A 15254-nucleotide genomic window follows, 5' to 3' on the forward strand; every position below is an offset into this window, starting at 1 on the left:
TTGGGGAGCATATATGACACAATCTCTCAAAGTGCTGATTGCGGGCGGCGGTATCGGGGGCATGGCAGCGGCCCTGTCGCTGCTACGCCGGGGCTATGATGTCGAGGTCTATGAACAGGCCCCCGAACTGGGCGAAGTGGGCGCAGGCGTCCAGATCAGCCCCAATGGTTCGCGCGCCCTGGATGCGCTGGGTGTGTTCGAAACGCTCAAGGCCGCCTCTTGCGCGCCGCACCGCAAGGAATTCCGCCTGTGGAACACGGGCCGCGCATGGCCGATGTTCGACCTTGGCCCCCAGGCGGTCGAGAAATACGGCTATCCCTATCTGACGGTCTATCGCCCCGATCTGCTCGCCACGCTGATCGACGCGGTGCGCGCGATCAAGCCCGACGCGGTCCATCTGGCCAAGGCGGTCAGCAATATTGACGTGCGCGAGGACGGCGTGACCCTGCATTTTGCCGATGGCACAAATGCGCAGGGCGACCTGTTGGTGGGTGCCGACGGGGTGAAATCCACCGTGCGCCGCTGCCTGTTTGGTGATGATGAGGCGCAGTTCACCGGCATGATCGCCTGGCGCGCGGTTATCCCCATGGAGCGCCTGCCCGAACGGTTGCGCGACATGCTGGGCTGGACCTGGATCGGGCCGGGCGGCCATCTGGTCAACTATCCCCTGCGCGGCGGCAAGCTGATGAACATGATCGGCACCATCGAGCGCAACGACTGGCAGGTGGAAAGCTGGTACACGCAAGGCTCGAACGAGGAATGCGCCCGCGATTTTGCCGGATGGCACGAGGATGTGCAGACGCTGATTCAGGCCGCGCCCTCGGTGATGAAATGGGCGTTCATGGAACGCGCCCCGCGCCAGACGTGGAGCGTCGGTCGCGCCACTTTGCTGGGCGATGCCTGCCACGCCACGTTGCCATTCCTTGCCCAAGGCGCCGTCATGTCGATCGAGGACGGCGTCGTGCTGGGCCGCTGCCTCGACAAATATGCCGATCCGGTCGAGGCGCTGCGCCGCTATGAACAGGCCCGCGTCGAGCGGACCAGCGCCATGGTGCGCGGGGCCAAGGAAAACACCGCCCGCTTCCATGAATCGGCGCTGGCCACCGAAGAGGGCGCGGTTGCCTATATGGAGAGCGAATGGAGCCGCGATCCGATCCGCGACCGCTATGACTGGCTCTATCGCTATGATGTGAACACGGCGGAGATCTGAGCGGTGAGCCAATCCTCGCAGCGGCCCCCCGCCGATCTGCTGTCGGGCATCCGGGTTCTCGATCTGACCAATATTCTCTCCGGCCCCTATGCCACATATCAAATGGCATTGCTGGGGGCCGAGGTCATCAAGGTCGAGAACCCGAAGGACGGCGATCTGGCGCGCAAGCTGGGCGCCTCGCCCGCGCTCAACGGGCAATTGATGGGCACCAGTTTCCTCGCGCAGAACGCGGGGAAACTGTCGGTGACCGTTGATCTGAAACACCCCGAGGGCAAGGCGCTGTTCCGCGATCTGGTGGCCAGCGCCGATGTACTGGTCGAAAATTTCCGCCCCGGCGTGATGGATCGGCTGGGCTTTGGCCATGAAGCGTTGCGCGCGGTCAATCCGGGGCTGATCTACTGCGCGATTTCCGGCTTTGGCCAGAACGGGCCGTTGGCGGGCAATCCGGCCTATGACCAGATCGTGCAGGGCATGTCAGGCGTCATGAGCATCACCGGGGACGCCGATACTGCGCCTTTGCGCGTGGGCTATCCGCTGTGCGATACGCTGGGCGGGATGGCAGCGGGTTTTGCGGTGGTCAGCGCGCTGGTCAAGCGCGGGCGGACGGGCGAGGGGGCCTTTATCGACCTGTCGATGCTGGACGCCACGCTGTCGGCCATGGGCTGGGCCGTGTCCAATTACCTGATCGCCGGGGTCGAGGCGCGGCCCATCGGCAATCAGAACATGACCGCCGCGCCATCGGGCGCCTTCCGCTGCGCCGACGGGCCGATCAACATTGCCGCCAACAAGCAGGAGCAGTTCGAGAAACTGTGCGAACTGGTCGGGCGGCCGGAATTGGCCACCGACCCGCGCTTTGCCGAGCGCGAGACGCGCAAGGCCAACCGCGCCGCGATCAATGCCGAACTGGAACAGGCGCTGGCCGCGAAAACGGCGCAGGAGTGGGAAAGCCTGTTCAACGCTTATGGCATTCCGGCGGGGCGCATCCTGACCGTGCCGGAAATTCTGGCCCATCCGCAGATCGCCGCGCGCGATCTGGTGCAGGATATCGCCATGCCGGAGGCCGATTTCGGCGGCGTGCGCGTGGTGCGTGCAGGTTTTGATCTTGCCGACAGTCAGCCCGCTGCGCGCTGCCCCCCGCCTTGGCTGGGGCAGCATAACGCGCGGATCTATGGCGAACTGGGCCGCGATCAGGCCGCGCTGGACCACCTTAGGGCCAGCGGGGCGATCTGAGCCATGGCGGCTTTATTCGGCGGTCAGAGGGGGCAGCAGGCCCGGCGTTGCCCCCAGCCGCAGCGACAGGCCAATCGCCGCCTCTACCGCCACGGGGGCGAGCCGCGCGACATGCTCCTGCGTAAAGCGCAGGCTGGGGCCGGACAGGGTGATTGCTCCCTGCAGAACGCCATTGGCGCCGAACACCGGCACGCCGATCGCCGCCATGTCCAGATCGACATTGCCCACCGAGACGACCACCATCGCCTCGCGCGTGATGGGCGCGCGCAATCCCGCGTCGAATTGCAGCAGGGTCACGCTGGCCGCGCCCTTGTTCAATTCGCGGCGCGAACCGGGGCGCACGCTGTAATCGCGCACCACATTGCTGCCATCGGCGCGGAACAGGCAGACCAGATCCTCGCCGTCGCGGATGTAAAACGTCGCGCTTTCCGAGGTATCTGTCACCAGTTGTTCGAGCACCGGTTCAACAAACTGGCGCAGGTCGAAGGAATCCTGAAACACCGAGGCAAAGGAGAGCAGGCTGGCGCCCAGTTGATAGGTGCCGTCCGGGCGCTGCCAGACAAAGCCATAGCGTTCAAGGCTGCCCAGCAGGCGCAGGATCGTGCTTTTGTAAAGCCCGGTGATCCGCGCGATCTCGGCCAGTGTCAGCACCGGTTTGCCCGCGCGGAAGGCTTCGAGAATATCCAGCGCGCGATCAACCGCCGCCACCCCAGGCTTTGAATTCATGTTTCGGTCCCGCCTTGCACTCGTTTGTACTCATGTTCTGTATAGCAGAACAAAGGTGCGAAATGTCAATGGCCCCGCTCGCTTTTGCTCCATTTCCGTTTCGGGAGAACAAAAATGACCAACCTGCCCCCCCGCGTTTTCATCAAGGAGGAAGGCCCGCGCGAAGGCTTTCAGATCGAGCGCGCCCCGATCCCCACCGCCGACAAGATCAGGCTGGTCGATGCGCTTTCCGATACAGGCGTTGGTCTTATTCAGGTGACCTCCTTTGTCCATCCGCAAAAGGTGCCGGGCATGGCCGACGCCGAGGCCGTGGTGGCGGGCATGACGCCGCGCGCGGGGGTGCGCTACAGCGGGTTGTGGCTGAACCAGCGCGGGCTGGAGCGGGCGATTGCCACCGGGCGGCTCGATCTGGAAGGCAAGCTGACGCTCTACGCCTCCAACGTCTTTCTCCAGCGCAACCAGAACCGCACGCCCGAACAGCAGCGTGAGGCCCAGCCTGCGCTGATCGCCATGTATCAGGCCCATGGCATTCCGGTGCGCACCGGTTTTGTCACCGCCGCCTTTGGCTGCAATTTCGAGGGCGATGTCGATCCGGCCCGCGTGGTGGGGCTGGTGGGCGATATGCTATCCATCGCGGCCGATCATGGCGAGAACCTGAGCCTGATGGGTCTTGGCGACACGATGGCATGGGCCACGCCCGAGCGTATCCGCCGCGTGGTGGGAGCGGTGCGTGAACGCTGGCCTGATCTCGAACTCTCGCTCCATCTGCATGACACGCGCGGGCTGGGCATTGCCAATGCGATGGCCGGATTGGAGATGGGCGTGCGCCATTATGATGCGGCGGTGGGCGGGCTGGGGGGATGCCCCTTTGCCGCGCATGGCGGGGCGGCGGGCAATATCGCCACCGAGGATTTCGTGTTCCTGTGCGAGGAACTGGGCATCGAAACCGGCATAGACCTTGAAAAACTGGCCGAATGCGCGCGTCTGGCCGAAAGCATCGTGGGCCATCCGCTGCCCGGCAAGATCAAGACCGGGGGCAGTCTGCGCGCGCTGCGCGCCAAAATCGCGGCGGCCTGATCCCATGCTTTCGCGTCTCCATGATGCCGACCGGGCGGCGTTGGCTGCTCTGCCGCGCTCGCTGGTCATCCTGCTGGAAAACATTCTGGCCCATGAGGCCGATCCCGCGCCCTATGTCACCCCTTTCCGGCATTGGCTCGACCATGGCGCGGTGGAGGCGGAGATCCCCTTTCGCCCCTCGCGCATCCTGATGCAGGATACAGCAGGCGTTGCCGCGCTGGCGGATCTGGCGGCGCTGCGCGACCATGCCGCCGCGCGTGGGTTTGCGCCGGAAGCGGTCGATGCGGCCATCCCCATCGATCTGGTGATCGACCATTCGGTCCATGTCGATCACAGCGGCTCGTCCGATGCCGCCGCGCGCAATCTGGCGCTGGAATATGCCCGCAACGGCGAACGCTACCGCTTCTTCAAATGGGCCGAGCGCGCCTTTGATCGCCTGGCCATCGTGCCGCCCGGACAGGGCATCTGTCACCAGATCAATCTTGAGCGGCTGACCAGCGGATGCGTCCGCCATGAAAGCCGATGGATGGCCGAAACAGTGATCGGCACCGACAGCCACACCACGATGGTCAATGCGCTGGGCGTGCTGGGCTGGGGCGTGGGCGGGATCGAGGCGGAACTGGCCGCGCTGGGCGCGCCGGTGCCGATTGCCCTGCCGCGCGTGGTCGAGGTGCGGTTGGAGGGGCGATTGGCCCAAGGCGTGACCGCCACAGATGCCGCGCTCTTCATCACCGCGCGCCTGCGCGAGGCCGATGTGGTGGACCAGATCGTCGAGTTTTCCGGCCCCGCGCTCGATCATCTGGCATTGCCCGACCGGGCGGCGGTGGCCAATATGTGCCCCGAATATGGCGCGACGGCCGCGCTGTTTCCGGTGGATGGGGCAACGTTGGCCTATATGGCCGCAATGGGCCGCCCGGTGGAGGATTACGAAGCCTATGCGCGCGCAACCGGCCTGTGGCGCGATGCCGGGCCGACACGACGCTATTCGCGGTGCCTGACCCTCGATCTAAATGAGGTGGAACCGGTGATGGCCGGGCCCAGCAGGCCCCAGCAGATCGTGCCCCTCGCGGCGGTTCCGGCATCCTTGCGCGAACATTTCCCGCAGGAGGAGGACGCTCTCATCGCCGTGGCCGCGATCACCAGTTGCACCAACACGGCCAATCCCGCGCTGATGGTGGCTGCGGGTCTGGTCGCGCAAAAGGCGGTGGCGCGCGGCCTGTCCGTTCCGCCCTGGGTCAAGACCTCGCTGGCCCCCGGATCGCCGCGCATTGCGGCCATGCTGGAGCAGGCCGGATTGCAGGAAAGCCTTGATGCGCTGGGTTTTCATGTGGTCGGCTTTGGCTGCACCACCTGCGTCGGCAATTCGGGCGATCTCAAGCCGGAGGCGGGAGAGGGGCGTCTGCTGGCGGCGGTCCTGTCGGGCAATCGTAATTTTGAAAACCGCATCCATCCCGCCATTCGGGCCAATTATCTCGCCTCGCCGCCGCTGGTGGTGGCCGCCGCGCTGGCGGGGCGGATGGGCGCCAATCTGGCGCAGGATGCTTTGGGCACGGATCGCGACGGCGCGCCGGTGTTTCTGCGCGATCTCTGGCCCGACGCGGCCGAGGTGGCAGCGGTTTTGCAAACTCTGCCCGATAGGGTGGAGATGCCATCAGTGGACCGGACATGGGCGGATCTTGAGGCCCCCGATGGCGCGCAATTCCCGTGGGACCCGGCCTCGACCATGGTGCTGCCCCCGCCCTTTTTCAGCAGCGCGAACGGTGGTCTGACCGGCGACCTGCATGGCGCGCGGACGTTGCTGGTGCTGGGCGACAACGTGACCACCGATCATATCTCACCCATCGGCAGGATTACCGCCGCATCGCCCGCTGCCGCATGGCTGCGCGCGCATGGACAGGACAATCCGGGCAGCTATGGCGAAAGGCGTGCCAATGACCGCGTGATGCTGCGCGGGACTTTCGACAATGCCCGGTTGATCAACTATCTGGCGGATGCACCGGGCAATCGGGCGCCGGGGCCGGACGGCGTGGAAAGCTCCGTGTTCGAGGCGGCGCAGGCCTATGTCGAGCAGGGCGCGCCGCTGCTGGTCTTTGCCGGGGAGCGTTACGGCACCGGATCGGCGCGCGACTGGGCGGCCAAAGGGACCGCGCTGCTGGGCATCCGGGCGGTGATCGCGCGCAGCTTTGAAAGGATCCACCGCGCCAATCTGGTGGCGATGGGCGTGCTGCCGATTGTGTGGGATCAGGATGCGGTGGCGCTGGTTCGCGCCAATAGCCGGATCGCGATCCTTGGCATCGAAAGGCTGAGCCCGGACCAGCGCGACCTGATCATCGAGATCGACACGCCGGGCGAAGGGGCGCGCCGCTTTCCCTCGCGGGCCGATGTCGGTTCGGCGGGACAGATAGCGCTGCTGCGCGACGGCGGCCTGTTCGCCCGTTTCGCGCGGCGCTTCGACCGACGGGTTCGGCGCCGGAAGGGATGATCCCTCCGGCGCCGATTTGCCTCATCCCTCGTGGATGGTCTTGGTGACAAGGCAAGCCTGCAAGCCTTCCGGGCCGTCTTCATGGCCGTGACCCGACCATTTTACCCCGCCAAAGGGCGCATCGGCCGCACCGATCGTGGTCGTGTTGATCGCCAACATCCCGGTTTCCAGTTCGGCGGCCAGACGGCGATGGCGACGATAGTCCTGAGTCCAGGCATAGGCGGCAAGGCCATAGGGCAGGCGGTTGGCCTCGGCGATCATCGCGGCTTCATCGGCGTATCGGTTGATCAGCGCGACCGGGCCAAAGGGCTCCTCCTGCATGATCTCGGCATCCAGCGGCGTATCGGCCAGCACGGTGGGGGCAAAGAAACAGCCCTGATTGCCGATCCTTGCCCCGCCTGTGACCAACCGGCCCCCGCGCGAGACCGCATCACCCACCAGCTTTTCCATCGCTTCGGGACGGCGCGGATTGGCCATCGGCCCCATCTGCACGCCATCGTGCCAGCCCGGACCGACGCGGATGGCCGCCGCCCTTTGCGCGAAACCGGCGACGAAGCGGTCATAGATTGCATCCTCGACGATAAAGCGCGTGGGCGCGACGCAAACTTGCCCGGTATTGCGGAATTTATGCGGCACGACCTTGTCGAGAACCTCTTCCAGATCGACATCGCCGAACACCAGCACCGGCCCATGTCCGCCCAGCTCCATCGTCGTGCGCTTCAGATCATTGGCGGCCAGTTTCATCAAATGCTTACCGATGGCGGTCGATCCGGTGAAGCTGAGCTTGCGGATGACGGGCGAGGCGAGGAGATAGTCCGACACCTGCGCCGGATCGCCAAACACCGCCTGCGCCACATCGCCGGGCAGGCCCGCATCATACAGGCATTGCAGCACGCCCAGCGCCGAGGCGGGCGTTTCTTCGGCAGCTTTCAGGATGACGCTGCACCCCGCCGCAATCGGCGCGGCCAGTTTGCGCCCCGGATTGCCCAGCGGAAAATTCCACGGCGCAAAGGCGGCCACCGGCCCCACCGGCTCATGCACCACGGTCGAACGCATCCCGGCGGGGCGCACCAGTTGGCGGCCATAGAGGCGATGAACCTCTCCCGCATAAAAGCGGAAGAGTTCGACATTCATCATCACTTCGACCCGCGCCTCGGCCAAGGTCTTGCCCTGTTCCTGCGTCGCGACCCATGCCAATTCCTCCTTGCGCTCCAGCATGAGGGCGGCGGCGCCTTGCAGCACTTCGGCTCTTTGCGCTGCGCTTGCATGGCGCCACAGGGCAAACCCGCGCGCGGCGGCTTCGAGCGCGCGATCAAGATCGGCGGTATCGGCAAGGGGCAAATGCCCCAGCGCATCGCCGGTGGCCGGGTTGCGGACGGTGAAGGTGGTGCGATGGTCGATGCCGATGCGCTCTCCGGCAATTACCATGGCGAGTTCGGGATAATGGGGCATGAAATCCTCTGATTGTATATGAATTTTTGGTCAGTCGTGGATCAGATGGGGAAATGCCCGTCTTGGGTTTCGACGGTGATCCAGCGCGTTTCGGTGAAGCTGTCGATGCCCTGACAGCCGCCGAAGCGGCCATAGCCCGAGGCGCCGACGCCGCCGAAGGGCATCTGCGCCTCGTCATGGACGGTCGGGCCGTTGACGTGGCAGATGCCGCTCTTGATCTGCTTGGCAAGGCGCAGACCCTTGGCGATGTCCTTGGTGAAGACGGCGGCGGACAGGCCATATTCGGTGTCATTGGCCAACTCGATCGCGTGCGCTTCGTCACGCGCGCGGATGATGCCGACCACTGGGCCGAAGCTTTCGTCGCGGAACAGCTTCATGTCCGGCGTCACCTTGTCCACCAGATGCGCGGGCATCACGACATTCAGCGTGGTTTCCCCGCCCGTCAGCAACACCGCGCCCTTGGCCACCGCATCGTCAACCAGCGAAAGGCAATGCGCCACCGTTTTGGCATCAACCACCCCGCCCAGCGGCGTGTTGCCCAGACGCGGATCGCCCGCGGTCAGGGTCTTGACCTTGGCGGCGAATTTCTCGGCAAATTCATCGGCCACGGCGTCCACCACGATGATCCGCTCGGTGCTCATGCAGATCTGGCCCTGGTTCATATAGGCCCCGAAAGCGGCTGCCTTGACCGCCTCGTCAAGGTCCGCGTCCGCGCAGATCACCAAAGGCGCCTTGCCGCCCAATTCGAGCAGGCAGGGCTTGAGATGTTCGGCCGCGCGCTTGGCGATGATGCGACCCACGGCCGTGCTGCCGGTGAAATTGATGCGCTTGACCTCGGGCGCGTCGATCAGCGCGCCCACGACATCGGCGGCGTCCGCAGGCGCATTGGTGACGACATTGACCACGCCTTCGGGGAAACCGGCCTCGGCAAAGGCTTCGATAATCAGCGCATGGGTGCGCGGGCATTGCTCACTGGCCTTCAAAATCACCGCATTGCCGCAGGCAAGCGGCGTGGCAATCGCGCGCACGCCAAGGATGATCGGCGCATTCCACGGCGCAATGCCCAGGATCACGCCGACTGGCTCACGCAGCGCCATGGCAAGGCAGCCGGGCTTGTCGGAGGGGATGACTTCGCCCGAAATCTGGGTGGTCAGGCTGGCGGCTTCGCGCACCATGCTGACGGCAAGGCCAAGGTTGAACATCGCCCAACCGGCGGTTGCGCCGATCTCGCCCATCATCGCGGCGACGAACTCATCCTTCTTGGCCGCCAGAGCATCGGCCGCCTTTTGCAGCACCGCACGGCGGGCATTTGGCCCCATGGCGCCCCAGGCAGGCTGGGCCGCAGCGGCACGCGCCGCGATTCCTGCCATCTCGCCCGCCTGCATCGCCACCGCCGACGAGGCAACTTCGCCCGTCACTGGGTTCAATCTCGTGAATTCCATCATTTACTTCCTAACCGGTGCGGAATGGTCGGTCAGGTACCGCCACCCTGTTCCATCAATGCCGATGGCTGCAGGGTGGCAAAAATTTGTCCGCCTGTCCATTAAAAGAACAATGTTCTGACAGATGGAATTTTGGATATAGTGGGCCTATAGGAGGCAGATGGCTGAATCGGGAAGGAAATGCCTTTGAAACGCGCCGATTGCTTCGACAAAGGTGGGCCAGAAAGAACCTCGCGATCACCGAAAGGGCCGCGGGGGTCTCGGGCACGCGGATTTCTCGGAAAACGGTAAGATGCCTGCCGTCCCATCAGGCTGGGTTAGGGACAGCCATTAGAACATATAGTGGAGCGTGCAGGGTCAGAGGCCCATGCGCGGAGAGAGCCACGAATCTCTTTTTACATAATATAGAATATCGGTAATTTGGATCGCAGGGTCTCGGTGGGGGCCAAGCCCCATCAGACCCGGCAATACTTCCGCTCAGCTCTTTTGGCGATCACGATCCTTCGCATCGATCAATTCGCCAATATCGGCGCTTTCCATACCATGCTCGATCAGAAATGGTCCCAGATCCCCGGCGCGTGCTGTGTTTCCGTCATCCTTCATCACGGCGCAAATCACCGCCGCATCGCCGACACCAGCCATCCGGCACAATTCCACCGCCGCTTCGGTTGCCGACGGACGCGCGGCAACCCCGCCGCTGCTGGCGATAAGCGGAAAGACGTGGCCCGGCGAGACAATGTCCTGCGCGCTGGCCGTGGCCGACGTGGCCACCTGGATCGTCATGGCCCGATCAGCGGCGGAAATGCCCGTGGTAATGCCCTCCCGCGCTTCGATGGAGGGCGCAAAAGGCCGCCCGGTGCGCGCCAATGTTCCGGTATCCAGCAGTGTCAGCCCAAGGCGCACCGCCCGGTCCGGCGTAATGGCCAGACAGATCAGGCCCCGCGCATAACGCGCCATGAAGTTGATCGTTTCGGGGCGCACCAGACTGGCCGCCGCGACCAGATCGACATCGCCCCCGCGCAATCGGTCCCCGGTCAACAGGATGATCTCTCCACGGGCCAAAGCCGCCAGCGCCGGTTCCAGCCCGCTCATGCCGCCGCTCCAGCAAGGCTGCGCGCGCCCATCACGACCTGGCCGCCCACCGTGGCCAGTTGCGTCGCGATCCTTGCGTCGGTGCAGGCCCCCTGCGCATCGAACAAACCTTGCGATGTGCGCACCGTCGCGCCCAGCGGCGTGGGCCAGCCACGCAGCGCATGGGTGATCGCGCGCAGCGTCATCATGGTGCTCATTGTCGCCTGATCGCCATAGGCCGTGGCGATCAGGCCAACGGCGCGGCCGTCCAGATAGGGCCGCGCGTCCCGGGCCAGATCTTCCAGATAATCCAACGCATTCTTGACCAAACCTGAGACGGTTCCATGATAGCCGGGCGCGGCGATGATGATGCCGTCGGCCTGTCGAACGGCTTCGACCAGTTCGGCGCCCACCCCGGCCTGATGCCCTGCTCCGCGATAATGGGGCAGGACGCTGAGATAGGCCCCGCCGAAATGGCTGACATCCGCGCCCGCCTCCCGTGCGGCCTGTCCGGCCAGCAACAGGGCGCTTTCCGTGGTGCTGCCGTTTGTGACAGTGCCGCCAATGCAAACTACTTTCATGGTCACGCTCTCCTCTCCGCCATATATTTTTCCAGCCGCGCGGTCTGGTTCCCGTCAAAGCGCAGCCCCAGTTTGGTGCGCCGCCACAGGATGTCGGCGGCTTCCACCGCCCATTCCTCGCGCATCATCCAATCCACCTCGCGGGCGCAAAGGCTGTGGCCGAAATCCTCGCCATCCTGCGCGGCGGAGGCCCCCACCGGCCCATCCTGCGCCAGCACATAGGTTCCATGACACCGCACCAGCCGCCGGATCGCCCGCTCCGGCAAATCGGGGCGCCGCGCGCGCAGGGCGGCGATGTGACCCTGCTGCCCTTCCTTGGGGAAATCGCCGCCCGGCAAGGCCGCCTCATGCGTCCAAGGCGTGCCGGTGATCGCCGGAACCAGCAGCGCCAGACGATCGACCGCGCTCGCGGCCAGATGGCGGTAAGTGGTGATCTTGCCTCCGAAAACCGAGAGCAGAGGCGCATCACTTCCCTCACCATCGGCGCCCCCGTCCACCTCGAAGCGATAGCCGCGCGTGGCCGCCTCCGGCCGCCCTGAACCATCGGAAACCAGTGGGCGGACCCCGGAATAGGTCCAGACCACGTCATCCGGGGTGATCTGGTGCTGGAAATATTCATTCACCCCGGCGCAGAGATAGGCGATCTCCTCCTCGCTGGCGCGCACATCGGACAGCGGCCCGGTATGATCGCGGTCGGTCGTGCCGATCAGCGTGAAATCCTCTTCATAGGGGATGGCGAAAAAGATGCGGCCATCGGGAAGCTGGAAGAAATAGGCTTTCTCGTGGTCGAACAGGCGGGGGACGACGATATGCGATCCGCGCACCAGCCGCATTTGCTGCTGCGTCGCTTGCCCCGCCCGGCCGAGCAGATCCAGTACGGCGGGGCCGGCGGCATTAACCACGGCTCCAGCAGTGAAGGAGCCCTGCGGTGTCTTTATATGCCAAAACCCCTCGCCCCGGTGCAGCCCTTCGACCTTGCAGCGGGTACGGATGTCCGAACCGCGCTGCGCCGCATCGCGGGCATTGAGCACGACCAGCCTGGCATCATCCACCCAGCCGTCGGAATAGACGAAGCCCTTGGTATAAGTGGGTTTCAGCACCTGCCCCTCGGGGTTGCGGGTCAGGTCGATGGTCTGTGTGGCGGGCAGCGCTCGCCGCCCGCCGATATGGTCATAAAGAAACAGGCCAAGCCGCAGCAGCCAGCGCGGACGCAGCCCCACCCGATGCGGCAGGACAAAACGTAGCGGCCAGATGATATGGGGCGCGATGCTCCACAAAACCTCGCGTTCGCTCAAAGCCTCACGCACCAGCGCGAATTCGTAATGTTCCAGATAGCGCAGCCCGCCATGGATCAGCTTGGTGCTGGCCGAGGACGTGCCCTGCGCCAGATCGCCCTGTTCGAGCAACAGGACGCGCGCGCCGCGCCCGGCGGCATCGCGGGCGATCCCCGCCCCGTTGATGCCCCCACCGATGATGGCCAGATCATAGTCCGGTTTCATGGGATCACCCCCTTCATTGAATAACCCAAAGGGCAAAGCCGAAAGCGACAAGGAACGAGGTGGCGGTCGCCGCCAGCACCGGCAGCACCGAGTTCCACCCCAGTTGGAGAATGAGGTCCGTCCGGGTCCGCATCGCCGTGGCCGTCACCGCCAGCAGCAGCAACCCTTTGGACAGCAAAAGCGCATTGGCCGAAATCAGCGCGGGAACGGCCACCAGCGAATGGCCTACCACCAGCGCCAGAAAGGCCAGAATGAAGGGCGGCAGTGCCAGCGCCTTCCATGGCGAAACATCATCGCCGCGCGCATCGAAACGCTGAATGACCACTGCGGCCAGCGCCACCAGCGGCCCCAGCAGGGCGACGCGGGTGAGCTTGACCACCGTGGCCGCCGCGCCTGCGGCATTGGACACGGCATAGCCGCCGCCAATCGACTGCGCGACATCATGAATGGCCGCGCCGGTCAGGAAACCGGCCTGACGCGCGTCGAAATGGGCCACGCGGGCCAGTTCGGGATAGATCGTCATGGCCAGCGCGCTGGCAATCGAGACGACCACCAGCGTCAGGGTAAATTGCGCCTGGCTGACCCTTTCGCGCCCGACCACGCCATAAAGCGCCAGCGCCGCTGAGGCCCCGCAAATGGCCGTGGCGCCCCCGGCCAGAATGCCGATCGCCAGACCCTGCCCCGCCATCCGCGCGCCCAGCAGCGCCGCCACGATCGCCGCCGTCATCACCACCAGCAGCGCGACAAAGGGCACCAGCCCCAGCGCTCCGATTTCCGAAAGCGTGACCTGAAAGCCAAGCAGTACGATGCCCCAGCGCAAACAGGTGCGCCCCACGAATTCCAGCCCCGGCGAAGTGCGCGGATCGGCCGAAACAAATTGCATCGCCAGCCCGAGGATCAGGCCCATCAGGATGATCGGCATACCGTAATGATCGGAAAACCACGCGCCCGCCGCGCTGACAATCGCGCTGATGGCGACGCCGGGCATGAGTTGGCGCCATTTGGCCGGAGGAGCGGGCGGCGCGGGGGCCAAATGGGTTTCGCCAAACAGATCCCCTGCCCATAGCGGGGTGTTATCCTTGGCATCGGAGGGTGCCGGCATAGGTTGCATCTTCCCCAAATGTTTTGTGCTTATGCTGCCTCGACCGAGAATCTGTCCCACGGTGTCACAACGCGCTTTCCTTATCCTCCAAAAGCGCTACTGTGCAAGAGCAAAGCGCCACGAATGCGCTCGGATTAGGGGAGAGATGGACCATGGAACCTGCCGCCAAGCGGGCTTCTTCCGGCGCGACCATGGCATTGGTCGCGCTGCTGTTTGCGGGCAATGCGCTCAATTATGTCGACAGGCAGGTGGTGGCCCTGCTCAAACCCACGCTTCAGGCCACATTCCATTGGAATGACGGGGATTTTGCTCATCTTGGTTCGGCTTTTCAATTTGCTGCGGCCGGTGCGCTGGTATTCGTGGGCTGGTTTATCGACCGTCTCGGCGTGCGGGTCGCCTATGGTGCGGCGGTCACCGTCTGGAGCCTGGCGGGGATGGCCCATGCCCTTGCCGCCAACGTTCAGCAATTCGTTACCGCCCGAGTCGTGCTGGCCATCGGCGAGACGGTCAGCACCCCCGCAGGCGTCAAATCGGCCACGCTCTATCTGACGCCTGAGCGCCGGAATCAGGCGTTGGGCATCATCAATACGGCTCCCAACATCGGCGCCATTCTGACACCGTTGATCATACCGCCCTTTGCCATGGCATTTGGTTGGAAAGCGGCCTTTTTCGTGACCGGCGGGCTGGGTCTGGTCTGGCTCGCGGCATGGTGGTGGGGCACGCGTTCGCTCGAACCTGTGACCGAGGTGGCCGAACGTGCCCCCGTGAACTGGCGCGAATTGTTGGGCGCCCGCAGCAGTTGGGTGGTCATCGGCGCCAAATTCCTGACCGACGGGGTGTGGTGGTTCGTGCTGTTCTGGATGCCGGACTTCTTCAACCGGGTTTTCGGGATGAGTCAGGCACGGTTGGGCCTGCCGGTGGCCATTATCTTTTCTCTGGCGGCGGCGGGCGCGTTGACGGCGGGCGGCCTGTTTCCGCGCCTGCGCCGCAATGGGCACAGCATCAACGCGGCGCGCAAGCGTTCGATGCTGTTTTTTGCGCTGGTGGTGCTGGCCATGCCGATGGCCTTGCTGACGCATAACGTGTGGCTGGCGGCGCTGTTGATCGGGCTGGGCCTGTTCGCGCATCAGGGTTTTTCGACCAATATCTTTGGCATGAGCACCGATATTGTCCCAGCCCAGCGCGTGGCCAGTGTGATCGCGCTGGGCGCGGTGGCGGGCAATCTGGCGGGCATGGGGGTGATCGAACTGGCGGGCTGGTCGCTTTCCAGCGGCTATGGCTATACGCCGATGTTTATCCTGTGCGGCGGGGCCTATCTGCTGGCGCTGGGCTGGATCCATCTGGTGATGCCGCGGTTGGAAGCCGACTGAGCCATTGCGGCC

At 64.7% G+C, this 15254-nt stretch carries 12 protein-coding genes; 5 read left to right on the forward strand and 7 right to left on the reverse strand.

The features are described from left to right. Positions 1–13 precede the first annotated feature (13 nt). Positions 14–1210: an FAD-dependent monooxygenase gene (locus tag FHW92_RS03200; RefSeq protein ID WP_168601750.1), complete on the forward strand. Its 1197-nt coding sequence runs from the start codon at positions 14–16 to the stop codon at positions 1208–1210. A 3-nt stretch (positions 1211–1213) separates the two neighbouring features. Then, on the forward strand, positions 1214–2440 hold the full coding sequence (locus tag FHW92_RS03205; RefSeq protein WP_172249131.1) for a CoA transferase: 1227 nt from the start codon (positions 1214–1216) through the stop codon (positions 2438–2440). A gap of 12 nt (positions 2441–2452) precedes the next feature. Here FHW92_RS03205 and FHW92_RS03210 read toward each other — a convergent pair whose 3' ends face one another. Continuing rightward, the gene (locus FHW92_RS03210; RefSeq protein WP_168601751.1) at positions 2453–3166 is read right to left on the reverse strand and encodes an IclR family transcriptional regulator; all 714 of its coding nucleotides are present in this window, start codon (positions 3164–3166) and stop codon (positions 2453–2455) included. Between the two features lie 114 nt (positions 3167–3280). On the opposite strand from FHW92_RS03210, the gene FHW92_RS03215 reads away from it, so the two are divergent. Then, a complete protein-coding gene (locus FHW92_RS03215) occupies positions 3281–4243 on the forward strand; it encodes a hydroxymethylglutaryl-CoA lyase (RefSeq protein WP_168601752.1) in 963 nt (320 codons plus the stop codon). A 4-nt stretch (positions 4244–4247) separates the two neighbouring features. After that, positions 4248–6725, forward strand: coding sequence for an aconitate hydratase AcnA (gene acnA, locus FHW92_RS03220; protein WP_168601753.1), 2478 nt, complete (start codon positions 4248–4250; stop codon positions 6723–6725). Positions 6726–6746: 21 nt separating this feature from the next. On the opposite strand, the gene FHW92_RS03225 is transcribed toward acnA, so the two are convergent. From FHW92_RS03225 to FHW92_RS03250, 6 genes are all read right to left on the reverse strand, one after another. Next, a complete protein-coding gene (locus tag FHW92_RS03225) occupies positions 6747–8177 on the reverse strand; it encodes an NAD-dependent succinate-semialdehyde dehydrogenase (protein ID WP_168601754.1) in 1431 nt (476 codons plus the stop codon). Positions 8178–8218: 41 nt separating this feature from the next. Next, positions 8219–9619 carry an aldehyde dehydrogenase gene (locus FHW92_RS03230; RefSeq protein WP_168601755.1) on the reverse strand — a complete coding sequence of 467 codons (1401 nt, stop codon included), beginning with the start codon at positions 9617–9619 and terminating at the stop codon, positions 8219–8221. A gap of 477 nt (positions 9620–10096) precedes the next feature. Continuing rightward, positions 10097–10711, reverse strand: coding sequence for a 3,4-dihydroxy-2-butanone-4-phosphate synthase (locus FHW92_RS03235; RefSeq protein ID WP_168601756.1), 615 nt, complete (start codon positions 10709–10711; stop codon positions 10097–10099). Further along, on the reverse strand, positions 10708–11271 hold the full coding sequence (locus FHW92_RS03240; protein ID WP_168601757.1) for an NADPH-dependent FMN reductase: 564 nt from the start codon (positions 11269–11271) through the stop codon (positions 10708–10710). The genes FHW92_RS03235 and FHW92_RS03240 overlap by 4 nt, the downstream gene beginning before the upstream one ends. 2 nt (positions 11272–11273) lie before the next feature. Next, a complete protein-coding gene (locus FHW92_RS03245) occupies positions 11274–12770 on the reverse strand; it encodes a glycerol-3-phosphate dehydrogenase (protein WP_168601758.1) in 1497 nt (498 codons plus the stop codon). 13 nt (positions 12771–12783) lie between these two features. Further along, positions 12784–13872 (reverse strand): putative sulfate exporter family transporter, encoded by a 1089-nt coding sequence (locus FHW92_RS03250; protein WP_168601759.1) that lies wholly within the window; start codon positions 13870–13872, stop codon positions 12784–12786. A 152-nt stretch (positions 13873–14024) separates the two neighbouring features. Between FHW92_RS03250 and FHW92_RS03255 the strand changes: the two genes are divergently transcribed. Further along, positions 14025–15242 (forward strand): MFS transporter, encoded by a 1218-nt coding sequence (locus FHW92_RS03255; RefSeq protein WP_168601760.1) that lies wholly within the window; start codon positions 14025–14027, stop codon positions 15240–15242. The last annotated feature ends 12 nt before the right edge of the window (positions 15243–15254 follow it).

Origin of the sequence: Novosphingobium sp. SG707, assembly GCF_012275515.1 — a bacterium.
In the GTDB taxonomy this organism is placed as follows: domain Bacteria; phylum Pseudomonadota; class Alphaproteobacteria; order Sphingomonadales; family Sphingomonadaceae; genus Novosphingobium.

Bases quoted from the DNA above. Each gene is read 5' to 3' on its own strand.
- FHW92_RS03200 (WP_168601750.1), top strand. From the start codon at position 14: ATGACACAATCTCTCAAAGTGCTGATTGCGGGCGGCGGTATCGGGGGC.
- FHW92_RS03210 (WP_168601751.1), bottom strand. From the start codon at position 3,166: ATGAATTCAAAGCCTGGGGTGGCGGCGGTTGATCGCGCGCTGGATATT.
- FHW92_RS03215 (WP_168601752.1), top strand. From the start codon at position 3,281: ATGACCAACCTGCCCCCCCGCGTTTTCATCAAGGAGGAAGGCCCGCGC.
- acnA (WP_168601753.1), top strand. From the start codon at position 4,248: ATGCTTTCGCGTCTCCATGATGCCGACCGGGCGGCGTTGGCTGCTCTG.
- FHW92_RS03225 (WP_168601754.1), bottom strand. From the start codon at position 8,177: ATGCCCCATTATCCCGAACTCGCCATGGTAATTGCCGGAGAGCGCATC.
- FHW92_RS03230 (WP_168601755.1), bottom strand. From the start codon at position 9,619: ATGGAATTCACGAGATTGAACCCAGTGACGGGCGAAGTTGCCTCGTCG.
- FHW92_RS03235 (WP_168601756.1), bottom strand. From the start codon at position 10,711: ATGAGCGGGCTGGAACCGGCGCTGGCGGCTTTGGCCCGTGGAGAGATC.
- FHW92_RS03240 (WP_168601757.1), bottom strand. From the start codon at position 11,271: ATGAAAGTAGTTTGCATTGGCGGCACTGTCACAAACGGCAGCACCACG.
- FHW92_RS03245 (WP_168601758.1), bottom strand. From the start codon at position 12,770: ATGAAACCGGACTATGATCTGGCCATCATCGGTGGGGGCATCAACGGG.
- FHW92_RS03250 (WP_168601759.1), bottom strand. From the start codon at position 13,872: ATGCCGGCACCCTCCGATGCCAAGGATAACACCCCGCTATGGGCAGGG.
- FHW92_RS03255 (WP_168601760.1), top strand. From the start codon at position 14,025: ATGGAACCTGCCGCCAAGCGGGCTTCTTCCGGCGCGACCATGGCATTG.